Here is a 23,718-nt window from a genome sequence, read left to right as displayed (position 1 = left end):
ACCATAGTGGCCCACTGCACTAGGCTTAGATAACCCGCCGAGCAACTTGTCCGGCATGGGCGCCTTCACGATAATAAGCGCCCCCAATTTCCCCGGCCCCGGCCAGCGCACACGGTGTTATCGATGACCGAACTCGCCTTGATCATGGTCAGCGCCATCCTGGTTAACAACTTCGTGTTGGTCCAGTTCCTTGGCTTGTGCCCCTTCATGGGCGTTTCGAAGAAAATCGAAACCGCCATCGGCCTGTCGTTGGCCACCACCTTCGTCCTGACCCTGGCCGCCATGTGCAGCTACCTGGTGCAGCAGTACGTGTTGAAGCCGCTGGATATCGAATACCTGCGCACCATCAGCTTTATTCTGGTGATTGCAGTAGTCGTGCAGTTCACCGAAATGGTGGTGAACAAGACCAGCCCGCTGCTGTACCGCGTGCTCGGCATCTTCCTGCCGCTGATCACCACCAACTGCATCGTGCTGGGCGTGGCGCTGCTGAATGCCAACAAGGCTGAATTCACCTTTATCACCGCCACCGCCAACGGCTTTGCTGCTGGCCTTGGCTTTTCTCTGGTGTTGGTGCTGTTTGCGGCCATGCGTGAACGCATTGCCATTGCCGACGTGCCCAAATCCTTCCAAGGCGCAGCCATTGGCATGATCACCGCTGGGCTGATGTCCCTGGCGTTTATGGGCTTTACCGGGCTGATCAAGCTATGAGTCTGGTGCTGATTGCGGTGCTCGCCCTGCTCGCCCTGTGCTTGGTGGCCGGGGCCATTCTCGGGTTTGCCGCGGTTCGCTTCAAAGTCGAAGGCAACCCGATTGCCGAGCAAATCAACGCCCTGCTGCCACAAACTCAATGCGGTCAGTGCGGCTATCCGGGCTGCAAGCCTTACGCCGAGGCGATTGCCGGCGGCGACAAAATCAACAAATGCCCACCCGGCGGCGAAGCGACCATTCAGGCGCTGGCGGATCTGCTGGATGTCGAGCCTGAACCGCTGGACGCCGTCGAAGGCGAAAAGCCGCAGATGGTCGCCTACATTCGCGAGGCCGAGTGCATCGGCTGCACCAAATGCATTCAGGCCTGCCCAGTGGACGCCATCGTCGGTGCAGCCAAACAGATGCACACCGTGATCGTCAGCGAATGCACCGGCTGCGATTTGTGCGTAGAGCCCTGCCCGGTGGACTGCATCGACATGGTCGAGGTCGGCAGCAACCTGCAGAGCTGGAAATGGGAGAAACCCCTGCCGGCTGGGCAGTTGATTGCCACTGATCGGGAGCACGCGGCATGAGTGCGCAGGAACGTATCTGGGATATCCCCGGCGGCATTCATCCGGCCGAGCGCAAGGAGCTGTCCAACCGCACGCCGATCCAGCCGGCACCGCTGCCCAAGCGCCTGACGTTGCCGCTCAACCAGCATATCGGCGCGCCCGCAGAACCTATGGTCGCCGTGGGTGAGCGCGTGCTGAAAGGCCAGCTGATCGCCGCCGCCACCGGCTTTGTCAGTGTACCAGTGCACGCGCCAACCTCCGGCACCGTGAGCTTTATCGGCCCGCAGCCTTACCCGCATGTATCCGGGATGCTCGCGCCGGCCATCGTCATTGAAACGGACGGCCTTGAGCAGTGGTGCCCGCTTGAGCCCTGTCCTGACTATCGCCACCTTGATCATGGCGAATTGATTGAGCGGATCCGCCAGGCTGGCATCAGCGGCCTGGGCGGAGCGGGCTTTCCGACTGCGGTGAAACTCAACGCGCGGCCGACGCAAAAAATCCACACCCTGATCATCAACGGCACCGAGTGCGAGCCGTACATCACTGCCGACGACCTGTTGATGCGCGAGCGCGCCGCGGAGCTGATCAGCGGCATCGACATTCTGGTGCACCTGATCCAGCCGGATCAGGTGTTGATCGGCATCGAAGACAACAAGCCCGAAGCCATCGCCGCGGTGAGCCTTGCGCTGAGCGAGCGCAGTTATGAACTCAAGGTTTTCCCCACCAAGTACCCGTCCGGCGGCGAGAAGCAGCTGGTCCAGATTCTCACCGGCGTGGAAGTCCCCAGCGGTGGCCTGCCGGCGGACATCGGCATGCTCTGCCAGAACGTCGGCACCTGCGTGGCCATTCATGACGCCATCATCCATGGCAAACCACTGATTTCACGCATCACCACGCTCACCGGCGAAGCCCTGGCCAAACCAATGAACGTTGAGGTGCTGCTCGGCACCCCGGTGGGTGAACTGCTGGCATTTGCCGGCCTCGACCGCAGCAAGCTGAACCGGCTGATCATGGGCGGCCCGATGATGGGCTTCACCCTGCCTGACTTTGCCGTGCCCGTGATCAAGACCACCAACTGCCTGCTGGCCTCCACCACCGCCGAGCTACCACCGCCGCCACCGGCCCTGCCCTGCATCCGCTGTGGCGAATGCGCCGAAGCTTGCCCAGCCAGCCTGCTGCCGCAGCAACTGCACTTCTTCGCCATGGGCCAGGAACACGAGCAACTCAAGGCGCACAACCTGTTCGACTGCATCGAATGCGGTGCCTGCGCCTATGTCTGCCCGTCGAGCATTCCGTTGGTGCAGTACTACCGCGCCGCCAAAGCGGAAATTCGCGACCTGGAACAAAAGCAGCTCAAGGCCGAACACTCCAAACTGCGCTTCGAGCTGCGCCAGGAGCGCCTGCGCCGCGCCGACGAGCAGAAAGAAGCCGAACGCCAGGCCCGCACCGCCAAAGCGGCGCAAGCCAAAGCCGCTCAGGCTCAAGCAGCAGCCGGCCCAGAGAGCAGCGAAAGCGTAGCCGCCAAACCAGCCGGGTTAAGTGATGAACTGAAGAAACTCAAAATCGAAGCCAGCATGGCGCAAGTCGCGCTGAAAAAAGCTGAGAAACAACTGGCGGCTCACGCCACTGCGGAGCTGCAGGCCCAGGTCGACGCATTGCGCCTCACCGCGGCGGCAGCACAACAAGCACTCGACACTGCCACAGCGGCTAATCCGCCTGCTCCAGCAGTGGCTGCCGATGATGGCGCGCTGAAAAAAGCCAAGATCGACGCCGCCATGCTTCGCGCCCAGGTGCGCAAGTTGGAAAAACTCGAAACGCCCAGCGCCGAGCAGCAAGGCGAACTGCAGCAAGTGCGCAGCCAACTGGAAAACGCTGAAAAACTGCTGGCCAGCCTGGAAGCCCAGGCAGCGGCCGCCCCCGTAAAAGCGCTCGATGCAGAAGCCCCTGATCCGCTGAAAAAAGCCAAGATCGAACTGGCGATGAAACGCGCCGAGCTGAAAAAGGCCGAGAAAACCGGCAGCGATGAAGCCACACTCGACAGCCTGCGCACGGCATTGACCGCCGCCGAACAGGCGCTGCACCAGGCTGAGGACGCGTCCGGCAAGCCGGTACCTGAGCTGGTGCGCACCGACAAGAAGCCAATCGACGAAACCACCCGTGCGCTAAAGACTGAAGTGGCCTTTGCGCGCGCCGACCTGCGCAAGCTTGAGCGTGATGACAGCAGTGCAGCCGACGCGCTGGCAAGTGCGCGTCAACGCCTGGCAGACGCCGAACGCCAACTCGAGGAACACGCAGGCCACTGAGAACAGCCCTGCGTCACCAACCCCAGTAACAACCGGAGCGCCAATGGCCCTGCCACGTATCACATCGCCCCACGCCAAGGGCAGCAACCGTACCCAGCAAGTGATGCTGCAGGTGCTGCTGGCCACCGTGCCGGGCATCCTGGCCCTGACTTGGCTATTCGGCGCGGGCACGCTGATCAACCTGCTGTGGGCCAGTGCCTGCGCGCTGGCTTTTGAAGCGGCCATCCTGGCGCTGCGCAAACGCCCCGTGCTGTTCTTCCTTAAAGACTACAGCGCTCTCGTCACCGCCGTGTTGCTGGCCTTGGCGCTGCCGCCCTACTCGCCATGGTGGCTAACCCTGGTGGCGACCGGCTTTGCCGTGGTGTTCGGCAAACAGCTCTACGGCGGTCTGGGGCAGAACCCGTTCAACCCGGCCATGCTCGGCTACGTGGTGGCGCTGATCTCCTTTCCGATGGAAATGACCAGTTGGCCAGCGCCGCATAGCGTTGGCCTGCTCGAAGGCCTGCAGCAGATTTTCGGCATCGCCAATCTGCCCGATGGCTGGGCACAGGCAACCGCACTGGACGCCCTCAAGTTGAATAAAAGCCTGACCATGGAAGAGCTCTGGGCGCAAAATCCAGCGTTCGGCTACCTGGGGGGCGCCGCCACGGAGGCGGTCAACCTGGCCTTCCTCGCCGGCGGTTTGTACCTGCTGCACAAACGCCTGTTCACCTGGCATGCGCCGGTGGGCATGCTCGCGGGCCTGGCGGTGATGAGCCTGTTGTTCTGGAACGGTTCGGGCTCGGACTCCAATGGTTCGCCGCTGTTTCACCTGCTCACCGGCGCGACCATGCTCGGTGCATTCTTTATCGTCACGGACCCGGTCAGCGGCGCCACCAGCAACCTCGGTCGGTTGATATTCGGCGTTGGCGTCGGCGTGCTGGTGTATGTGATTCGCGCCTGGGGCGGCTACCCGGACGGCGTCGCGTTCGCCGTGTTGTTGATGAACCTGGCCGCGCCGACCATCGACTACTACACACGGCCGCGCACCTACGGTCATCGCAAGCCGACACGCGGCTTCAAGTTGGGAGAGTGACCGTGGCCCTGCCTGAAATCAGCCGTTCCATGCTGAAAAATGCCTTGGTACTGGGGGCTTTCGCCATTCTGACCGTGGGCATCGTCGCCACGACGCAACTGGGTACGGCCAAACGTATTGAGGCCGCTCAGCGTGAAGCCAAGGTCCAGGCCCTGGCGCAGATTCTGCCCGCCGGCAGCTATGACAACCACCTGCTGGACAACGTCCGCAACGTTCATGACCCATTGCTGGGCAACAAAGGCCCTACTCCGGCCTACCTGGCCACCCGCAATGGCGAACCCAGTGCGGTGATCCTGCAGGCCACAGCACCGGACGGTTACAGCGGTAGCATCAGCCTGTTGATCGGCATCCTGGCCGATGGCCGCCTGGCCGGCGTGCGGGTGATCAGCCACAAGGAGACACCGGGCCTGGGCGACAAGATCGAGTTGGCCAAGAACAACTGGATCAACAGTTTCGTGGGCACCTCGCTGCAGAGCCCGGATGACTCCGGCTGGGCGGTTAAGAAGGACGGCGGCCAGTTTGATCAATTCGCCGGGGCCACCATCACCCCGCGCGCCGTGGTCAAAGCGGTGCACAAGGCGCTGCAGTATTTCGATGCGCACCGGGTAGAACTGCTCACGTTCCAGGAGACTGACAATGACTAGTTACCGCGAAATCGTCGTCAATAGCCTGTGGAAGAATAATCCTGGCCTGGTCCAGCTGCTTGGCTTGTGCCCCCTACTGGGCGTCAGCAACTCGGTGGTCAACGCCCTGGGCATGGGTCTGGCCACCGCCCTGGTGCTGGCCTGTTCGAATGCCGCCGTGTCGCTGATCCGCAATGCGGTAACCGATGCCGTACGCTTGCCCGTATTTGTCATGATCATCGCTGCGCTGACCACCTGCACCGAGTTGCTGATGCAGGCGTTCACCTACGAGCTGTACCAGATCCTCGGCATCTTCATTCCGCTGATCACCACCAACTGCATCATCCTCGGCCGCGCCGAAGCATTTGCCGCCAAGAACAAGGTCAGCCATGCCGCCTTTGATGGGCTGATGATGGGCATTGGTTTCGGCCTGGTGATGGTGGTGATCGGGGCTGTGCGTGAACTGCTCGGCACCGGCGCACTGTTTGCCAATATGCAGCTGCTGTTCGGCCCGATTGCCGCAAATTGGCAGCTGACACTGTTCAGTGACTATAAGGGCTTCCTCCTGGCGATCCTGCCGCCGGGGGCGTTTCTGGTGCTGGGCCTGCTGGTGGCAGGCAAAAACCGCATCGATGAACACCTCGCGGCCAAAGCCAAGGCGCAGGAACCGGAAGCCCCCGTGCAAAGCCGTCGCGTACGCGTCACTGGAGTGATCGAGTGAACGCAGCCAAGCGCTATGAAATCTTCCGCCGCCTGCACGAAGACAACCCCGAACCCAAGACCGAACTGGCCTACAGCACGCCGTTTGAACTGCTGGTCGCGGTGACGCTGTCTGCCCAGGCCACCGACGTCAGCGTGAACAAGGCCACCGCCAAGCTGTTCCCGGTGGCCAATACGCCCGAGGCGATTTACGCACTCGGCGTCGAGGGGCTGAGCGAATACATCAAGACCATCGGCTTGTATAACAGCAAGGCGAAGAACGTCATCGAGGCCTGCCGCATCCTGATCGAGAAACATGGCAGCCAGGTGCCGGACAACCGCGAAGACCTCGAAGCCCTGCCCGGCGTCGGCCGCAAGACCGCCAACGTGGTACTCAACACGGCGTTTCGCCAGCTGGCGATGGCGGTGGACACGCACATCTTCCGTGTCAGCAACCGCACCGGCATCGCCCCCGGCAAGAACGTGCTGGAGGTGGAAAAGAAGCTGATGAAGTTTGTGCCCAAGGAATTTCTGCTCGACTCGCACCACTGGCTGATCCTGCATGGCCGCTATGTGTGCCAGGCGCGCAAGCCACGTTGCGGCAGCTGCCGTATCGAAGACCTATGCGAATACAAACAGAAAACCTCCGACGATTGAGCCGCTATTCATCTGCTCAATAAGTTGATTGAAAAAATCTTTTTTACCCGACCAGGTTTTGCCGTTATAAGGTGCGCAAATGGCCCTTGTAGCCTGGAGTGAAACACATGAGCACTGATAAAGAAGATCTTGAGCTCGACGAAGATTTTGTTGCCGAAGAAGCGGATGAAACAGAAGCGCCGGTAGAAGTAGCCAAAACCAATCTGACCAAGCGCCGCATCATCGACAACTTCCTCGAAGAGCGACGCTTGCACAAGCAATTGGCCGAATACGACTTCGACCTCTAAACCCGCCAGCAACGAAAAGCCCCGCATCTGCGGGGCTTTTTTATGACGCGACACGGGGCTGACCTTTAGCCATCAGCGGCTATCAGTCCGCGCGCGAAGGCGACAACAGCTCGATTTTGTAGCCATCCGGGTCTTCAACAAACGCCAGAATGCTGGTGCCGTGCTTCATGGGGCCCGGCTCACGGGTGATCTTGCCGCCGCGGGTGCGAATGTCTTCGCAAGCCTTGTACACATCGGCCACTTCCAAAGCAATATGGCCATAGCCGGTGCCCAACTCGTAACTGTCCACGCCCCAGTTATGGGTCAGTTCGATCACGCTGTTGTGCGCCTCGTCACCGTAACCGACGAATGCCAGAGTGAACTGCCCTTCGGGATAGTCCTTACGACGTAGCAGGGTCATGCCCAGCACTTCGGTGTAGAACGCGATGGATTTATCCATATCGCCCACGCGCAGCATGGTGTGCAGCAGTCTCATCTGTTCTCTCCTCATCACTGGCCCGACTACACGGACCTATAAATGCAAACCCCGGCTTATGGCCGGGGCTTGGTAGGCTCAGGCGCTGAGTCTATCAGAGCATCTTGCGCCCTTTACCCGCCGCGATGCGCATGCGCAGTGCATTGAGTTTGATAAAGCCGCCAGCGTCGGCCTGGTTGTAAGCGCCGCCGTCTTCTTCGAAGGTGGCGATATTGGCGTCAAACAGCGAATCGTCGGACTTACGGCCGGTGATGATCACGTTGCCTTTGTACAGCTTCATGCGCACCACGCCGTTCACGTTGGCCTGCGAGGCGTCGATCATCTGTTGCAGCATCAGACGCTCAGGGCTCCACCAGAAACCGTTATAGATCAGGCTGGCGTACTTCGGCATCAGCTCGTCTTTCAGGTGAGCCACTTCGCGATCCAGGGTGATCGACTCAATGGCACGGTGGCCCTTGAGCATGATGGTGCCGCCCGGGGTCTCGTAGCAGCCACGGGACTTCATCCCGACAAAACGGTTCTCGACGATATCCAGACGACCGATACCGTTCTCACCACCAATGCGGTTCAGCTCAGCCAATACGGTCGCCGGGCTCATTTCCTTGCCGTCGATGGCAACGATATCGCCCTTGCGGTAAGTCAGCTCGATGTAGGTCGGGGTGTCCGGTGCGGCTTCTGGCGATTTAGTCCAGCGCCACATGTCTTCTTCGTGCTCGGTCCAGGTGTCTTCCAGCACGCCACCTTCATAGGAGATGTGCAGCAGGTTGGCATCCATGGAATACGGCGACTTCTTCTTGCCGTGACGCTCGATTGGGATGGCGTGCTTCTCGGCGTAGTCCATCAGCTTCTCGCGCGACAGCAAGTCCCACTCGCGCCATGGAGCGATAACTTTAACGCCGGGCTTGAGCGCATAGGCGCCCAGCTCGAAACGCACCTGGTCGTTGCCTTTACCGGTGGCACCGTGGGAGATGGCGTCTGCACCAGTCTCGTTGGCGATTTCGATCAGGCGCTTGGCGATCAGTGGACGGGCAATGGACGTGCCCAGCAGGTACTCACCTTCGTAAACGGTGTTGGCACGGAACATCGGGTAAACGAAGTCACGCACAAATTCTTCGCGCAGGTCGTCGATGTAGATTTCCTTGACGCCCATGGCCTGAGCCTTGGCACGTGCCGGCTCGACTTCCTCACCCTGGCCGAGATCTGCGGTGAAGGTCACCACTTCGCAGTTATAGGTATCTTGCAGCCACTTGAGGATCACGGAAGTGTCCAGGCCACCGGAATATGCCAGGACTACCTTGTTTACGTCGGCCATGCCATCAACTCCACGGGGTTGTGCGGGAAAACCGACGATTCTACTGCCCATGCCGTCTGATTTATAGAGGCGCGACAGCTTGTGATGACCAAGCGACGGTTAATTGTTGGACAACGGATGAACAGCATGCATCAGGAGGTGGCTGCAGGCTCCTCAGCAGTGGGTGCAGGCGTTGCTTCGGGCGGCACTGCCGCCTCAGGCACACGATCAAGCAGAATGGTCACCCGGCGGTTCTTCGCCCGGTTGGCTTCGTTGGTATTGGGTGCAAGGGGATAACGCTCGCCATGGAAACGCATGGTGATCTGCTCAGCCGGAATACCATTAGCCTTGAGGTACTCCATCACCGCCAGTGCCCGGCGCCGTGACATATCGCGGTTCGTCAGGCGATTGCCGCTGTTGTCCGCATGGCCGTCAAGCTGAATTCGATTAACACTGGGATCAGCCTTGAGGTAGCTCAAAATGATATCAAGCTTGGCTTGTGCGAGCGGTTCCAGGACGATGCCCCCCCCCGGAAAACCCACCAAGCTCTTGCGTACCTGATCAAAATTCACCGGCAGCAACTTTGCGGTGCACGCGAGGTACTCGTCATACGCCTTATCGAATTTGGCCGGTAGTAGACGCACTTCAATACTGTCACCGCCCATGGCTGTACGGTGTCGTACCACAGGGCTGCGCCCCTCAAGCAATCCAGTCAATAACCGCACACCCTGCTCTTGAGAACTGTTGAACAGCACTTCGGCCGACAGCACATTGACCGAGCCGAGATTGATGTCCCCTCGCCCTGGCTGCCACGGTGCAGCAGCAGCCAACAGCGTCGCGTTGCCTTTGCTCATCCAGCGCTCGCGGGCCTTGAGACTGAATATCACCTGCTCCCCAGCTCGCCGCACAAACACCCCGGAGCCGAAATCGGTGATAGGTTGCGACAGGCGGCACTCGAACTGATCACCTTCAACCTGCCACTCGATCTTCTCCAGACGAGTCTGGAAGCTGATAGCAAGGGCCGACTGGCTTGCCAGCAGGCAAAGCACTGCGAGTGGGTAGGGTCGCACGACAGACTCCAGGGAATACGGCTTACCTTCTGTCTATCGGTGCCGCGCCAGAAAACTTGAGCACGCAGCCACGCTCAGGTGCCGCCATCCCAGGAAGCGGCCAGGCGGTAGCCATCGACATCCATCCGAGTTTGTCCAACACGCCTGCTTTCAACGTGCTGCCACGGGGCTTTTCCGGTAGCATTCTCGCCACGTTTTGCCCGCCTGGAAGCTTCCATGACTGACCGCCTTACCCTGCTGCGTCCCGACGACTGGCACATCCACCTGCGCGACGGTGGCGTCCTGCCCCACACCGTCGCCGATGTAGCCCGCACCTTCGGACGCGCCATCATCATGCCCAACCTGGTGCCGCCGGTACGCAACGCCAGCGAAGCCGATGCCTATCGCCAACGCATTCTCAGCGCCCGCCCTGCGGGCAGCCGTTTCGAGCCGCTGATGGTGCTGTACCTCACCGACCTGACCCAGCCTGAAGACATTCGCACAGCCAAAGCCTCGGGCTTTGTGCATGCGGCCAAGCTCTACCCGGCCGGCGCGACCACCAACTCCGATTCTGGCGTGACCAGCATCGACAAGATTTTCCCGGTGCTCGAAACCATGGCTGAAGTCGGCCTACCGCTGCTGGTACACGGCGAAGTGACGCGCAGCGAGATCGATGTATTCGACCGCGAGAAGATCTTTATCGGCGAACACCTGAGCCGTGTGGTCGAGCGCTTCCCGACCCTGAAAGTGGTGTTCGAGCACATCACCACGCGCGATGCGGTGGAGTTCGTACAAGGCGCCTCGGCCAACGTAGGTGCCACCATCACCGCCCATCACCTGCTGTACAACCGCAACCACATGCTGGTTGGCGGCATCCGCCCACACTTCTATTGCCTGCCGATCCTCAAGCGCAACACCCACCAGGATGCCCTGCTGGATGCGGCCACCAGTGGCAACGCCAAGTTCTTCCTCGGCACCGACTCGGCGCCGCACGCCAAGCACGCCAAAGAAGCAGCCTGCGGCTGCGCCGGTTGCTACACCGCCTATGCGGCCATCGAGCTGTATGCCGAGGCTTTTGAGCAGCGCAATGCGCTGGACAAACTGGAAGCCTTCGCCAGCCTCAACGGCCCGGATTTCTATGGCCTGCCGCGCAACAGCGACAGCATCACCCTGGTACGTGAAGACTGGACTGCACCTGCCAGCCTGCCACTGGGCGAGCAAACCGTTATCCCGCTGCGCGCTGGTGAAACCCTGCGCTGGCGTCTGCTGGAGCGCCAAGCGTGAGTGAAGACCTGTACGACGACGAGCTCGAGAGCAGCCCGCACTCCGGCCCACGCCACCCGATGGCGACACGCTTTCGTGGCTACTTGCCGGTAGTCGTGGACGTGGAAACCGGTGGTTTCAACTGCGCCACCGATGCCCTGCTGGAGATTGCCGCTACCACCATCGGCATGGATGAAGGCGGTTTTCTTTATCCGGAACACACCCACTTCTTTCGTATCGAGCCGTTCGCAGGCGCGAATATCGAACAAGCGGCACTGGACTTCACCGGTATCAAGCTCGATCACCCGTTGCGCATGGCGGTGAGTGAAGAGCATGCCCTTGGCGAGATCTTCAAAGGGCTGCGCAAGTCGTTGAAGGCCAACAGCTGCAAACGGGCGATTCTGGTCGGGCACAACAGCAGCTTCGACCTGGGTTTCCTCAATGCGGCCGTGGCGCGCTGCGGCATCAAACGCAACCCGTTCCACCCGTTCTCCAGCTTCGATACCGCCACCCTGGCTGGCCTGGCTTACGGCCAGACCGTACTGGCCAAGGCCTGCCAGGCCGCTGGCATCGATTTCGATGGCAAGGAAGCACACTCGGCCCGTTACGACACAGAGAAAACCGCCGAACTGTTCTGCGGCATCGTCAACCGCTGGAAAGAGATGGGCGGCTGGATGGATTTCGACGACTGACAACCATAGTCGCCGCATATCCATCGCGCATAAAAAAGCCCCGCAATCGCGGGGCTTTTTAATACTGCAGGCAGCGCAGGACAAGCCTGCGCTGCCTTTATCAAGCGCTCTGTGCCAGGTCCATCAACTCGCGGTTAGCCACAGCGTACATGGCGTAATCGGTGTTGGTGGCCGCACGTAGCTCGCCGAGCATGACCTTCCAGCGATCAACCAGACGGCGGTGTTGGTCCAGCCACACGCCGACCCGCTCTTCGATATCCGCCGGGCCTTCGGCCATTTGCAGTACCGAGACGGTGATGGCGCGTTGCTGCCAGTCCAGGTCATCGCGGAAGGCTTCACGGGCCAGGGCTTGCCAGTTGTTTTCCACCGGCAGGCTGGTGATCTGCTGCAGATACCAGGACAACTCCAGCGCTCCACCGGTGGCGAAGTAGGCGGTGGCCACCTCTCCAGCATCCTTGCCTGTTACATCCGCCGCCTCAATGATCGGCAACAGGGTGTACAAGTGGCTGGTGCCGGCGACCACACGCGCCAGTTCTTCCGGCACACCGGCTTCGACATACCCCTGGAAGCGTGCCAGCCACTGTTCACGGGCCGGACCTTCGAGCAGTTCGTCGAGTCGACCAACCAATGCTTCGATGCGCGGCGCGAAATGCGCCACATCGCGGGCCGCATCCAGCTCGTTGCGACGGCTGCGCAGGAACCAGCGGGTCGCACGGCGCCCCAGGCGCATCAGCTCGTCCATCAACTGCAGTTGCAGCTCGGCAGGCACCTGGTAGTCCAGCGCCTCGATCTGCTGCCACCAGTGCGGCAGACGGAACAGATCACGCACGATCACATAGGCGCCGGCGACATTCGCTGCGCTCATGCCGGTGGATTCCTTCAGGCGCTGCACAAAGGTGATACCCATGTGGTTGACCAGATCGTTGGCAATCTGTGTGCTGACAATTTCGCGCTTGAGACGATGACGACGCATCGGCTCACCAAACTTCTTCGCCAGCAAGGGCGGGAAGGCGGTTTCCATCTCACGGGCCAGGTACTCGTCATCCGGTACCAGGGATTTCAACAGGGCTTCCTTGAGGTCGATCTTGCTATAAGAGATCAGCACCGACAGCTCCGGCCGGGTCAAGCCCAAGCCATTGGCGGCGCGTTCGTTGAGTTCATCGTCGGTGGGCAGGAACTCCAGCGCGCGGTCCAGTTTGCCCGCCGCTTCCAGATCCGTCATCAAGCGCTTGTACTCGCCAACCCGCTCACGCGCACGGCGCTCGGCCAGCGACAACGCCTGGGTCTGCTTGTAGTTGTTGCCCAACACCAGGCCGCCGACTGCATCGGTCATTTCCACCAGCAGCTTGTTGCGTTGCTTGCCGGTCATGTCACCCGCACCAACGATTTCGCCGAGCAGGATCTTGATGTTTACCTCGTGGTCGGAGCAGTCCACCCCCCCCGCGTTGTCGATAAAGTCGGTGTTGCTCTTGCCGCCATTGAGGCCGTACTCGACGCGACCCAGTTGGGTCATACCCAGGTTGCCGCCCTCACCCACCACCTTGGCACGCAGTTCGCGGCCATCCACACGTAGCAGGTCGTTGGCCTTGTCGCCGACATCGGCGTGGCTTTCCTTGCTGGATTTCACGTAGGTGCCGATGCCGCCGTTCCACAGCAGGTCCACCGGCGCCTTGAGCAGCGCGTTGAGCAGCTCGGTCGGGGCCAGCTTGTCGGCGCTGATATCAAAGCGTTCTTTCATCTGCGGACTGATGGCGATGCTCTTGGCGCTGCGCAGGAAGATCCCACCGCCCGCCGAGATCAGCTTGGCGTCGTAATCGGCCCAGCTGGAGCGCGGCAGATCAAACAGCCGTTTGCGCTCGATAAAACTCTTCGCCGCATCCGGGTTGGGGTCGATAAAGATATGCATATGGTTGAAGGCAGCGACCAGCTGCAGGCTTTCCGAGAGCAGCAAACCGTTGCCGAACACGTCACCGGCCATGTCACCGATACCGATCACCGTAACGTTGTCCTTCTGCACGTCGATACCGCGCTCACGGAAGTGACGCTGCACCGAGACCCAGCCACCCTTGGCGGTGATACCCATGCCTTTGTGGTCGTAACCGGCTGAACCGCCCGAAGCGAAAGCATCGTCCAGCCAGAAGCCATAGTCCTGGGCAATGCCGTTGGCGATGTCAGAGAAGGTCGCTGTACCTTTGTCGGCCGCCACCACCAGGTAGGGATCGTCGCCATCGTGACGCACCACGTTCTGCGGCGGCACCACGGCACCGTCTTTGAGGTTGTCGGTGATGTCCAGCAGGCCGCTGATAAAAATGCGGTAGCAGGCAATGCCTTCAGCCAGCACATCATCACGCGAGCCCCCCAGCGGCAGGCGCCGTGGGATAAAACCGCCCTTGGCACCCATCGGCACGATGACCGCGTTCTTCACCTGCTGCGCCTTGACCAGGCCCAGTACCTCGGTGCGGAAGTCTTCCTCACGATCCGACCAACGCAGGCCACCACGGGCGACGTCACCAAAGCGCAGGTGCACGCCTTCAACACGCGGCGAATAGACGAAGATTTCGAACTTTGGCGTGGGCCGCGGAATATCCGGAATCGCCCGCGGGTTGAGCTTGAAGCTGAAGTAGGACTTGTTCTGTCCAGACGCGTCGGTCTGGTAGAAGTTAGTGCGCAGGGTGGCTTTGATCAGGTCCAGATAACGACGCAGGATGCGGTCTTCGTTGAGCACCGCAACGTTGTCCAGCGCGGCGAGAATCGCCTGCTCAAGCTTCTGCTGCTTGTCTTCCAGATCATCGGCGGTGAGCTTGCGCGCCAGGTAGAAACGCGTTTTGAACAGGCGCACCAGTTCCTTGGCAATATCGGCGTGATTGGCCAGGGTGCTGGCGATGTAACTGAGGTCAAAGCCCAGGCGAATCTGCTTGAGGTAGCGGGCATAGGCGCGCAGCAGCGCCACATCACGCCAGGGCATGGCGGCCATCAGCACCAGACGGTTGAAGCCGTCGTTCTCCGCCGCGCCGCCGACGATGTTGACGAAAGCGTCCTGCAAGGTGTCATTGAGTTGTTGGATATCAACATCCAACCCCTCGGCATAGGTAAAAGCAAAATCATGAATCCAGAATTCCCGCCCATCCGAATGCCGCAACTTATAGGGGAACTCACCGAGTACGCGCAGGCCAAGGTTTTCCAGAATCGGCAACACATCTGACAGTGGCAACGGTGTATCGGCGTGATACAGCTTGCAATGCAACTGCTGATCACTCTGGCTCAGCGGTTGGTAGAAGCTCATCACCAACTGCCGCTGACTGTCCAGGCTGAGCAGGTGCTGCATGTCTACCACGGCCGAGTGCGGAGCAAAACGCTCGCGGTAACCGGCAGGGAAACCACCCGGGAATTCGCTGAGCACTTCGGTGCCCTGAGCTTCGCCGAGGCTCTCGACAATCAGGCTGGTGTAATCGTCCTTCCACGAACGGCAAGCCTGGATGACTTCTTTCTCCAGACGCAGCGGGTCAATCTGCACACGCTTGGCCGGATCGACTTTGAGGATGAACTGCACCCGCGCCAGCACTGACTCGGAGAAGAAGGTCCAGAATTCGCAATCGGTGGCCTGCAGGCGCTCCATCAGCACCTGCTGGATCTTCATGCGGGTTTCGGTGGAGTACACATCGCGTGGCACATAGGCCAGGCAGTAGCAGAAGCGGCCGTACGGATCGCGGCGCAGGAACACGCGAATCTTGTTGCGCTCCTGAATCTGCACAATGGCGATAGTGGTGCTGAACAGCTCATCCACCGGGGTTTGGAACAGGTCGTCACGCGGCAGCACTTCCAATACCTGAGCCAGCTCTTTGCCCAGGTGTGCGCTGCTGTCGAAACCGGAGCGCTGCTTGATCACCGCCACCTTGCGGCGGATAAACGGAATATTCCACACGCTCTCGGCATACACCGCCGAGGTGTACAGGCCCATGAAGCGGCATTCCTTGACCACCTTGCCCTTGGCGTCCAGCTCGCGGATCGATACCAGGTCCGGATACGCCGGACGGTGCACCCGGCTCGGTACAGCGGCCTTGGCAAAGGACAGCAGCTGCGGCTCACGCAGGTAGGCCACAGCTTCCGGCTCGATATGCAGCTCATCGGCCTTGAGCCCTGCGCGCAAACGCTTGGACAGGCCGAGCAAGGATTTCTCGTCGTAGACCAGGCTGCCACCGCTGGAACTGTCTGCAACGGTGAACTCTTCATAGCCAAGGAAAGTGAAGTGGTCGTCGAGCAACCAGCTCATGAATACTTTGATTTCTTCCAGCTCAGCGCCTTCGACCTTGAGCTTGGCCTTGTCCAGCCAAGCCAGCAGTTCCTTGGCCTTGGCTTTCATGGGCTGGAAGTCAGCCACGCTCAAGCGCACATCGCTGAACACGTCCTGCAGAGCTTTTTCCAGGGTCTTCAGCTCGCCGGCATTGGCGCAGCGGTCGATTTCCAGGAACATCAGCGCTTCATGCTGCACATCCTTGCCCTGAGCCCCCTTGGGCAGAATTTCCAGCAGCTCACCGGCTTTGTTGCGGCGCACGCTGAATACGCTGTTTTGCAGGGTATGAATGCTGTAACCGTGGCGGTTCAGCTCCATACGCACCGAGTCGACCAGGAAGGGAATGTCGCTGTGCAGAATTTCCACGGCCGTGTGGGTGGACTGCCAGCCGTGCTTTTCATAATCCGGGTTGAACACCCGCACTTCGGGCTTGGCCGGGACAAAACGCTCCAGCAGGCGCCAGGACGACAATGTGCAGCCGACCAGATCAGAGAGGCGCCGCTGGGTCAGCTCTTCAAGCGCGATAATGCCGAAAAATTGCTCGGCGAACAGGGCTACTTGTGGCAGAACCTGTTCGCTGACGTGCTGCGCCAGGGCCGTTTGCAGATGGTGCTGAAAATCGGCTTTGCTGGCCGCCGTAAAGAACGCCATGGTGTGCTCCATTTGGCTTGTTGTTCGACTGGTGACGTGATCGGGGCAGTCGCAAGAAGGACCTTCGCCACAACCTTGTTGTTCAACGTTAGTCTAGGAGGCAGCGATTGCATTAAAGTGGCTGCCACTTAACTCTGGCGAGGTTCGAGACTCGCTGGTCACATTTGCCGGATGAGCTTAACGATGGAACACCGTGAAGCGCTTGTCGCGCTGCGACATTTTCTTTCAAGCCAGATCCTCGGCCAGGAAAAACTCATCGAAAGGCTGCTGATTGCCTTGCTTGCCGATGGCCACATGCTGGTCGAAGGCGCACCGGGTCTGGCCAAGACCAAGGCGATCAAGGAGCTGGCCGAGGGTATCGAAGCCGAGTTTCACCGCATTCAGTTCACCCCCGACCTGCTCCCGGCAGATATCACCGGCACCGAAATCTATCGCCCGGAAACGGGTAGCTTCGTGTTCCAGCAAGGGCCGATATTCCACAACCTGGTGCTCGCCGATGAAATCAACCGCGCGCCGGCCAAGGTGCAATCGGCGCTGCTTGAAGCCATGGCTGAGCGCCAGGTCAGTGTCGGCCGTAGCACTTATGAGCTGTCGCCGCTGTTTCTGGTCATGGCCACGCAGAACCCGATCGAGCAGGAAGGCACCTACCCGCTGCCCGAAGCTCAGCTTGATCGTTTTCTGATGCATGTGAAAATCGGTTTTCCTGATGCCGGTGTCGAACGCAAGATCCTCGCGCAGGCCCGTGGCGAAGCGCTGAATGGCGAAACCAAGCCCGAGCAACTGGTCAGCCAGCAGGCAATCTTCGCCGCACGCCAGGAGATTCTCGGCCTGTACATGGCCGACGCAGTGGAGGAATACCTGGTGCAACTGGTAATGGCCTCGCGCACCCCGGCCAAGTTCGACCCTGAGCTGGCCGAGTGGATAGCCTACGGCGCCAGTCCACGCGGCTCGATTGCCCTGGACCGCTGTGCACGGGCACACGCCTGGCTGGCCGGACGCGACTTCGTCAGCCCGGAAGATATCCAGGCCGTGCTGTTCGACGTGCTGCGCCACCGGATCATCTTGTCGTTTGAAGCCGAAGCCGCCGGCATCGATCAGGACCGCGTCATACAGCGTATTCTCGATGTTGTGGCGGTCGCCTGAGCACCATGCACGACCAACCCACGCAGCCCGGCATTCGCGTCAGCCTCGGTGAACTGATCGAGATGCGCCACCGTGTGCATGAGGTGCAGCTGTTTTCCACCCCGGCGCGGCGCAGCCCGCTGATTGGCCTGCACCACTCCAAACTGCGCGGACGCGGCGTGGACTTCGATCAGGTGCGTGTCTATCAGGCCGGCGATGATGTGCGCACCATCGATTGGCGGGTGACCGCGCGCACCCAGGAGCCACACACCAAGTTGTTCCATGAAGAACGCGAGCGGCCGATCTACATCATGGTCGAGCAGAGCAAGCAGCTATTTTTTGGCTCCGGACTGATGTTCAAGTCGGTGCTCGCGGCCCATGCTGCCAGCCTGATCGGCTGGGCCGCCCTGGGCCATAACGACCGCATCGGTGGCCTGGTATTTGGCGATCTGGAACACCACGAAATCAAACCACGGCGCAGCAAGCAGAGCCTGCTGCAACTGCTCAGCCGCCTGACCAAAGCCAATCAGGCCCTGAGCAGCGACAGCCAGGGCGGCCGCGACAGCTTTGGCCTGGCCTTGCGTCGCGCCCGCGAGGTACTGCGCCCCGGCAGCCTGGTGGTGATTCTGTGTGATGAACGCACCTTGAGCGACAGCAGCGAACAACAGTTGCTGCTGCTGGCGCGGCACACTGACCTGCTGTTGCTACCCCTGTCAGACCCGCTCGACCATGCCCTGCCGAATGCCGGCCTGCTGCGTTTTACCGAACACGGCGCGCAGCTGGAGCTGGATACCCAGGACGCCGAACTGCGCCAGGCCTACCGTAGCCTGGCCGATGCCCGCCAGGCACGCTGGCAGCGCCTGGCGCAAAAGCTTGGCGTGCCGCTGCTGGCGCTGAATACCCAGAGCGAGATGATCGAGCAGCTGCGCGAGCACCTGAATGCCCAACGGCCGAGGAAGGCCCTGTGAACCCGCTGGACCAACTCGAACCGCTGATCACCCCTGCGCCGATCAGCTGGTGGCCACCGGCGCCGGGCTGGTGGCTGCTCGCGGTTCTAGTGCCGCTGCTGTTATGGGCCGCCTTCAAACTGCTTAAACGCCTGCCACGCAAAGCTGCCGAGCGGTCGAGCGAAGCGCCGCTTGACCCGTTGCGCCAGGCTGCGTTGAACGAACTCGAACGCCTCAGCAAACCCTATGACGGCATCGACGCCGGCCCCTGGCTGCAGCAACTCAATGCCATCCTCAAACGTCTGTGCCGCGAGCGCTACCCACAAAGCAACAGCCACACCCTGAGCAGCCGCGCCTGGCTGGCCTTTCTCGACAGCCGTTGCCCTGCCGCCGGCCTGACCCGCTGGATGATCCTGGTGGAGGGCGCCTATCGCCCGCGCTGCAGCCTGGATGACAAGGCTATCACCGGCCTCAACCAGGCGGTGTCAATCTGGATTCGCAAACATGTTTGAGTTTGCCTGGCCCTGGGTCTTCCTGATCGCCCCCCTGCCCTGGCTGCTGCGCCGCTGGCTGCCGCCTGCGGACAGCGGCGAAGCGGCGCTGAAAATCAGCTTTCTGGCAGAACTCGAAGGCTTGAGCGGTCGCCGCGCCCGCGTGCGACTGCCAGCCTTGCAACAACAGGCGCCGTTTGCGCTGATCTGGCTGTTACTGCTGCTCGCCAGTGCGCGTCCGCAATGGCTGGGTGAGCCGCTGCCGTTGCCCGCCAGCGGCCGCGACCTGCTGCTGGCGGTGGATGTATCCGGCTCCATGGATTACGCCGATATGCTCTGGGAAGAGCAGGAAGTCAGCCGCCTGACCTTGGTCAAGCACCTGCTCGGCGACTTTATCGACGGCCGCCAGGGTGACCGGGTCGGCCTGATCCTGTTCGGCAGCCGCGCCTACCTGCAGTCGCCACTGACCTTCGACCGACAGACCGTGCACACCTGGCTGGATGAGGCGCAAAAAAACATCGCCGGACCACAGACCGCCATCGGTGACGCCATTGGTCTGGCAGTCAAACGCCTGCGTGAACGCCCGGCGCAGAGCCGCGTGCTGGTACTGGTCACCGATGGTGCCAACAATGGTGGCGAAATCGATCCCTTGACCGCCGCCCGCCTGGCCGCTGAGGAAGGCATCACCATTTACCCGATCGGCATCGGTGCCGATCCTGAGCAAGGTGGCGTGCTCGGCATGCTTGGCTTTAATCCCGGCATCGATCTGGACGAACCGAGCCTGCGGGCGATTGCCGAGGCCACAGGCGGCGAATACTTCCGCGCCCGCGACAGCGAAGAGCTGCAAGCCATCGAAACCACCCTCGACCGTCTCGAACCGGTGGCGCAGAAGCCGACCCTGGCACGGCCCACCTTGCCGCTCTATCCCTGGCCGCTGGGTCTGGCCTTACTGTTCAGCCTGCTGCTGGTCGGTAAGACACTCTGGCCGAGCCTGCCGCTACGCTGGCGCACTCAGCTGACACGGCTGCGGAGGACACAGTCATGAGCGAACTGATCAGCCTCTGGCCGCACTGGCAGCGCCCCTTCTGGCTGCTGCTGATGCCGCTGCTGGGCTTTCTGCTCTGGCAGCTCTGGCACCGGGAAAAGCGCAGCGGCCGCTGGCAAGCCCTGCTGCCGACCGCCTTCCAGGCCGCACTGCTGACGGCCACCGGTGGGCGCAACAGTCGTCTGCCCTGGTTGGCCCTCGGTCTGGCGTGGCTGCTGGCACTGTTGGCGCTACTTGGCCCCAGCTGGCAACGCATCGAGCAGCAGAACCCCAAGCCAGCCGACCCGCTGGTGGTAATGCTCGAACTGACACCCGAGATGCTCGCCAGCGATGCCTCGCCCAATCGCCTGGCCCAGGCCAAGCGCAAACTGCTCGATTTGCTGGAGGCACGCCAGGATGCGCAAACCGCCATCGTCGTGTATGCCGGCAGCGCGCATACCCTGGTGCCGCTGTCCGACGACCTGGCCACCAGCCGCAATCTGCTCGATGTGCTGAGTCCAGAGATCATGCCGGAGCCTGGCAAGCGTGCCGACCTGGCGGTGGCCAAAGCCCTGCAACTGCTCGAACAGGGCGCCCAGGGCAATGGCCGCCTGCTGCTGCTGACCAGTAGCCTCGATGAAACCCAGCGCCAGGCGATCAGCCAGGCCCTCGGCCGCCGCGGCGAGCGCCTGCACATTCTCGGCATTGGCAGCACCCAGGGCGCACCGATCATTCGGGAGGACGGCTCGTTTCTCAAGGATGCCCAGGGCACCATCCTGCTACCGCGCCTGGACAGCAACGGCCTCAAGCGTTTTGCCAGTGAGCTGGGCGGCCTGTATCAGGCTGTGACGCTGGATGAACGCGATCTGCGCAACCTGGGCCTACTGGATGCCCCACAACAGCTGCGCCGCGACGGCGAGCTGACCCAGCTGCAAGCCTGGGCTGACCAGAGCCACTGGTTGCTCTTGCCGCTGTTGTTACTGGCCGCCTGCGCCGCACGCCGCGGCTGGCTGCTGTGCATGCCGCTGTTGCTGCTGAGCCTGCCGCAGAACAGCTACGCCTTCAGCTTCGACGACCTCTGGCTACGTGCCGATCAGCAAGGCCAGCGCCTGCTGGAGGCGCAGCAACCGGCGGCTGCCGCGCAGCGTTTCAATGATCCGCGCTGGCAAGGCCAGGCGCTCTACCAGGCCGGGGATTACGCCGCAGCCGCCGAACGCTTTGCCAATGGCGAAAGCGCCAGCGACCACTACAACCGTGGCAACGCCCTGGCGCGCAGCAATGAACTGGAAGCCGCCCTAGACGCCTATACCCAGGCGCTGGAACTGCAACCCGACTTGGCTCAGGCGCAAAAGAACAAAGCCCTGGTCGAAGAACTGCTGCGCCAGAACCAGCAGCAGCAACAGCAGAATCAAAGCGACAACGCACAAGAACCCGACGAGCAGCAGCATCAGCCCAGCAGCCAGCCGCAGGCAGGCCAGTCCGATCCAGACGCCCAGCAGCAGGCCGAACAATCGCCGGGCAAGCCGTCAGAGCCAGAGGATAAGGGCGAAAAACCCGCACAACCCGGCACCGACGAAGACACGGAGACACCGCCGTCGCAACCAGAAGACGACAACACCAGTGAAGAACAGATCGCCAGTGCCGAACCGAGCCTCGACGGCGAGCGGCGTCAGGCATTGGAACAATGGCTGCGGCAGATCCCCGATGATCCGGGCGAGCTGCTGCGGCGTAAATTCAGGCTGGAACAACAACAGCGCCAGGAACAACTGCAATGAGCCGACTGCTCTGTACCCTTCTGCTTGGCCTGCTGGCCCTGAATGTCAGCGCGCAAAGCCTCACCGCCAGTGTCGACCGCACCCGCCTGAATGCCGGCGAAAGCGTTGAGCTGACCCTGGAATCGGATGACGCCACGCTGTTCGGCAAACCTGATCTGCAGCCGCTCAATGAACTGTTTGACGTGCTCGGCACGCGCCAGGTCAATCGCCTGACCAGCGGCAGCAATGGCGCCCAGGCCAGCACGCGCTGGATCGTCACCCTGCAACCCAAACACAGCGGTTACGTGGTGATACCGCCGCTGAGCCTTGGCCAGCTGCAAAGCGCCCCCATCACGCTGCATGTACAACAAGCCACCAATGCCGATGACAGCCGCCTGGCGCCGGTATTTATCGACGCCAGCCTGGATCAGGAAAGCGTCTACGTGCAGGCGCAAACCGTGCTGACACTGCGCATCTACCATTCTGTCTCGCTTTACGACGACAGCAGCTTGACCCAACTGAACATGCCCCTGGCACGCGTTGAAGCCCTTGGTGAACCACGCACCTATGAGAAAGACATCAACGGTGTGCGCCATGGCGTGATCGAACTGCGTTACGCGATCTTCCCCCAGGAAAGTGGCGACCTGCTGATCCCCTCGCAAGCCTTTACCGCCACTGCGGTTGATCGCTCCGCCAGCAATGCCTACAACCCGTTCGGCCCGCGCCCGGGCAAGGTGGTGCGAGTCCGCTCGCCGGAAATCCCGCTGACGGTAAAAGCCAAGCCGGCCAGCTACCCGGCCGACGCGCCCTGGCTGCCAGCACGCGCACTTAGTCTGAGTGAAGTCTGGAGCCCACAGCCGGAAACTGCACGCGTCGGCGATTCGCTGACGCGCAGCCTGCTGCTCAAGGTCGAAGGCCTGGCCAGCGCGCAATTACCGCCCTTGCCAGCCACCCAGGTTGCCGGCCTGCGCCGCTACCCCGATCAACCCCAATTAACCAACCAGGTCAGCGAAAACGGCCTGGTGGCCAGCCGTGAAGAGCGCGAAGCACTGGTGACCAACCGTGAAGGCGAAATCACCCTGCCGGTAATCGAAGTGCTGTGGTGGAACACCACGACCGATCAACTCGAACGCAGCAGCCTGCCCGCACGCAAGCTGCAAGTGGCTGCCAACCCGAATCTGGAAACCCTGCCGATTGAGGCAGCGCGCTCCACAGTCAACGAGGTGGACAACGTACACCTCTGGCCTTGGCAATTCAGCACTGCGCTACTGAGCCTTACCACCCTGCTCGGTTTTACCCTTTGGTGGCGCGCGCGACGTCAGCCCCCGGTTTTACCTAGCCAGCAAACTGGCCCCAGCCAACGCAACCTGCTTGATGACCTCAAACGCAGCTGTATGGCCAACGACTCGCAAGCTACTCGGCACGCACTCGACGCCTGGGCCCGCCAGCAGCCGGAAACCCTCGCGGATATGGCCGCGCGCTTTACTCCGCTGTCCGACGCCCTCGATGGCCTGAATGGCGCGCTGTACAGCGAGAGTGGCCAACACTGGCAGGGCCGTAATCTGTGGCTGGCGATTCGCAGCCTGCCTGCCATAGAAGACCTCGAAAGCAGCACCAACCCGGATACCAGTGCCCTGCCGCCACTGTATCCACGCTAAAAACAGCACCCAATCCTAAAGGTACTTAGGGCGCTCGTGCGACGCGGCTGTGCAGCCTACATACAGCCCATGCGGCCTATCGACTCCAGGCAATAGCGGACGGCTCC

The 23,718-nt window shown here is 61.3% G+C and carries 20 protein-coding genes; 16 read left to right on the top strand and 4 right to left on the bottom strand.

What is annotated here, in order from left to right:
- Positions 1–123 precede the first annotated feature (123 nt).
- The 8 genes from rsxA to DBR00_RS17220 all read left to right on the top strand — a co-directional run bounded on the left by rsxA (position 124) and on the right by DBR00_RS17220 (position 6,903).
- Positions 124–708, top strand: coding sequence for an electron transport complex subunit RsxA (gene rsxA, locus DBR00_RS17255; protein ID WP_090252381.1), 585 nt, complete (start codon positions 124–126; stop codon positions 706–708).
- Positions 705–1,280 (top strand): electron transport complex subunit RsxB, encoded by a 576-nt coding sequence (gene rsxB, locus DBR00_RS17250; RefSeq protein ID WP_108488085.1) that lies wholly within the window; start codon positions 705–707, stop codon positions 1,278–1,280. The genes rsxA and rsxB overlap by 4 nt, the downstream gene beginning before the upstream one ends.
- On the top strand, positions 1,277–3,562 hold the full coding sequence (rsxC, locus tag DBR00_RS17245) for an electron transport complex subunit RsxC (protein WP_108488086.1): 2,286 nt from the start codon (positions 1,277–1,279) through the stop codon (positions 3,560–3,562). Before rsxB ends, rsxC begins: the two co-directional genes overlap by 4 nt.
- A 43-nt stretch (positions 3,563–3,605) precedes the next feature.
- Complete coding sequence (locus DBR00_RS17240) at positions 3,606–4,637, top strand: RnfABCDGE type electron transport complex subunit D (protein WP_108538087.1); 1,032 nt, start codon at positions 3,606–3,608, stop codon at positions 4,635–4,637.
- A 29-nt stretch (positions 4,638–4,666) separates the two neighbouring features.
- On the top strand, positions 4,667–5,281 hold the full coding sequence (gene rsxG / locus DBR00_RS17235) for an electron transport complex subunit RsxG (RefSeq protein ID WP_177480020.1): 615 nt from the start codon (positions 4,667–4,669) through the stop codon (positions 5,279–5,281).
- The gene (locus DBR00_RS17230; protein WP_371920674.1) at positions 5,274–5,981 is read left to right on the top strand and encodes an electron transport complex subunit E; all 708 of its coding nucleotides are present in this window, start codon (positions 5,274–5,276) and stop codon (positions 5,979–5,981) included. The genes rsxG and DBR00_RS17230 overlap by 8 nt, the downstream gene beginning before the upstream one ends.
- Positions 5,978–6,616: an endonuclease III gene (nth, locus tag DBR00_RS17225; RefSeq protein ID WP_108486091.1), complete on the top strand. Its 639-nt coding sequence runs from the start codon at positions 5,978–5,980 to the stop codon at positions 6,614–6,616. Before DBR00_RS17230 ends, nth begins: the two co-directional genes overlap by 4 nt.
- A 107-nt stretch (positions 6,617–6,723) precedes the next feature.
- Positions 6,724–6,903, top strand: a complete 180-nt coding sequence (locus DBR00_RS17220) for a PA3496 family putative envelope integrity protein (RefSeq protein WP_108486092.1) — start codon at positions 6,724–6,726, stop codon at positions 6,901–6,903.
- A gap of 82 nt (positions 6,904–6,985) precedes the next feature.
- Here the strand turns inward: DBR00_RS17220 and gloA are convergent, their stop codons facing one another.
- The 3 genes from gloA to DBR00_RS17205 all read right to left on the bottom strand — a co-directional run bounded on the left by gloA (position 6,986) and on the right by DBR00_RS17205 (position 9,739).
- Positions 6,986–7,378 (bottom strand): lactoylglutathione lyase, encoded by a 393-nt coding sequence (gloA, locus tag DBR00_RS17215; RefSeq protein ID WP_108486093.1) that lies wholly within the window; start codon positions 7,376–7,378, stop codon positions 6,986–6,988.
- Between the two features lie 94 nt (positions 7,379–7,472).
- On the bottom strand, positions 7,473–8,690 hold the full coding sequence (locus DBR00_RS17210) for an argininosuccinate synthase (protein ID WP_108486094.1): 1,218 nt from the start codon (positions 8,688–8,690) through the stop codon (positions 7,473–7,475).
- A 131-nt stretch (positions 8,691–8,821) separates the two neighbouring features.
- Positions 8,822–9,739, bottom strand: coding sequence for an OmpA family protein (locus DBR00_RS17205; protein ID WP_108486095.1), 918 nt, complete (start codon positions 9,737–9,739; stop codon positions 8,822–8,824).
- 216 nt (positions 9,740–9,955) lie between these two features.
- On the opposite strand from DBR00_RS17205, the gene pyrC reads away from it, so the two are divergent.
- Both pyrC and rnt read left to right on the top strand, forming a co-directional pair.
- Positions 9,956–11,002, top strand: a complete 1,047-nt coding sequence (gene pyrC / locus DBR00_RS17200; protein ID WP_108486096.1) for a dihydroorotase — start codon at positions 9,956–9,958, stop codon at positions 11,000–11,002.
- Positions 10,999–11,673 (top strand): ribonuclease T, encoded by a 675-nt coding sequence (rnt, locus tag DBR00_RS17195; protein WP_108486097.1) that lies wholly within the window; start codon positions 10,999–11,001, stop codon positions 11,671–11,673. The genes pyrC and rnt overlap by 4 nt, the downstream gene beginning before the upstream one ends.
- A 100-nt stretch (positions 11,674–11,773) precedes the next feature.
- Here the strand turns inward: rnt and DBR00_RS17190 are convergent, their stop codons facing one another.
- Positions 11,774–16,615 (bottom strand): NAD-glutamate dehydrogenase, encoded by a 4,842-nt coding sequence (locus DBR00_RS17190; RefSeq protein WP_108486098.1) that lies wholly within the window; start codon positions 16,613–16,615, stop codon positions 11,774–11,776.
- A gap of 183 nt (positions 16,616–16,798) precedes the next feature.
- On the opposite strand from DBR00_RS17190, the gene DBR00_RS17185 reads away from it, so the two are divergent.
- Genes DBR00_RS17185 through DBR00_RS17160 form a run of 6 tightly spaced genes read left to right on the top strand, consistent with a single transcriptional unit; the run spans position 16,799 to position 23,611 of the window.
- Positions 16,799–17,758, top strand: a complete 960-nt coding sequence (locus DBR00_RS17185) for a MoxR family ATPase (protein ID WP_108486099.1) — start codon at positions 16,799–16,801, stop codon at positions 17,756–17,758.
- A gap of 5 nt (positions 17,759–17,763) precedes the next feature.
- Complete coding sequence (locus DBR00_RS17180) at positions 17,764–18,705, top strand: DUF58 domain-containing protein (RefSeq protein ID WP_108486100.1); 942 nt, start codon at positions 17,764–17,766, stop codon at positions 18,703–18,705.
- Positions 18,702–19,196 (top strand): DUF4381 domain-containing protein, encoded by a 495-nt coding sequence (locus DBR00_RS17175; protein WP_108486101.1) that lies wholly within the window; start codon positions 18,702–18,704, stop codon positions 19,194–19,196. The genes DBR00_RS17180 and DBR00_RS17175 overlap by 4 nt, the downstream gene beginning before the upstream one ends.
- Positions 19,189–20,220, top strand: coding sequence for a VWA domain-containing protein (locus DBR00_RS17170; protein ID WP_108486102.1), 1,032 nt, complete (start codon positions 19,189–19,191; stop codon positions 20,218–20,220). Before DBR00_RS17175 ends, DBR00_RS17170 begins: the two co-directional genes overlap by 8 nt.
- Positions 20,217–21,974: a VWA domain-containing protein gene (locus DBR00_RS17165; RefSeq protein WP_256583062.1), complete on the top strand. Its 1,758-nt coding sequence runs from the start codon at positions 20,217–20,219 to the stop codon at positions 21,972–21,974. The genes DBR00_RS17170 and DBR00_RS17165 overlap by 4 nt, the downstream gene beginning before the upstream one ends.
- Entirely contained in the window at positions 21,971–23,611 is a 1,641-nt protein-coding gene (locus DBR00_RS17160) for a BatD family protein (RefSeq protein WP_108486103.1), read from the top strand. Before DBR00_RS17165 ends, DBR00_RS17160 begins: the two co-directional genes overlap by 4 nt.
- Positions 23,612–23,718 lie beyond the last annotated feature (107 nt).

It is taken from the genome of Pseudomonas sp. HMWF032, from assembly GCF_003060885.1.
Taxonomy (GTDB): domain Bacteria; phylum Pseudomonadota; class Gammaproteobacteria; order Pseudomonadales; family Pseudomonadaceae; genus Aquipseudomonas.
This window is presented reverse-complemented; position numbering and strand designations above follow the sequence as displayed.

Coding starts and splice junctions, on each gene's coding strand:
- pyrC (WP_108486096.1), top strand. CDS start 9,956: ATGACTGACCGCCTTACCCTGCTGCGTCCCGACGACTGGCACATCCAC.
- DBR00_RS17220 (WP_108486092.1), top strand. CDS start 6,724: ATGAGCACTGATAAAGAAGATCTTGAGCTCGACGAAGATTTTGTTGCC.
- rsxG (WP_177480020.1), top strand. CDS start 4,667: ATGCTGAAAAATGCCTTGGTACTGGGGGCTTTCGCCATTCTGACCGTG.
- rsxC (WP_108488086.1), top strand. CDS start 1,277: ATGAGTGCGCAGGAACGTATCTGGGATATCCCCGGCGGCATTCATCCG.
- DBR00_RS17240 (WP_108538087.1), top strand. CDS start 3,606: ATGGCCCTGCCACGTATCACATCGCCCCACGCCAAGGGCAGCAACCGT.
- rsxB (WP_108488085.1), top strand. CDS start 705: ATGAGTCTGGTGCTGATTGCGGTGCTCGCCCTGCTCGCCCTGTGCTTG.
- DBR00_RS17170 (WP_108486102.1), top strand. CDS start 19,189: ATGTTTGAGTTTGCCTGGCCCTGGGTCTTCCTGATCGCCCCCCTGCCC.
- rsxA (WP_090252381.1), top strand. CDS start 124: ATGACCGAACTCGCCTTGATCATGGTCAGCGCCATCCTGGTTAACAAC.
- DBR00_RS17210 (WP_108486094.1), bottom strand. CDS start 8,690: ATGGCCGACGTAAACAAGGTAGTCCTGGCATATTCCGGTGGCCTGGAC.
- DBR00_RS17190 (WP_108486098.1), bottom strand. CDS start 16,615: ATGGCGTTCTTTACGGCGGCCAGCAAAGCCGATTTTCAGCACCATCTG.
- DBR00_RS17185 (WP_108486099.1), top strand. CDS start 16,799: ATGGAACACCGTGAAGCGCTTGTCGCGCTGCGACATTTTCTTTCAAGC.
- DBR00_RS17180 (WP_108486100.1), top strand. CDS start 17,764: ATGCACGACCAACCCACGCAGCCCGGCATTCGCGTCAGCCTCGGTGAA.
- DBR00_RS17160 (WP_108486103.1), top strand. CDS start 21,971: ATGAGCCGACTGCTCTGTACCCTTCTGCTTGGCCTGCTGGCCCTGAAT.
- gloA (WP_108486093.1), bottom strand. CDS start 7,378: ATGAGACTGCTGCACACCATGCTGCGCGTGGGCGATATGGATAAATCC.
- DBR00_RS17230 (WP_371920674.1), top strand. CDS start 5,274: ATGACTAGTTACCGCGAAATCGTCGTCAATAGCCTGTGGAAGAATAAT.
- DBR00_RS17165 (WP_256583062.1), top strand. CDS start 20,217: ATGAGCGAACTGATCAGCCTCTGGCCGCACTGGCAGCGCCCCTTCTGG.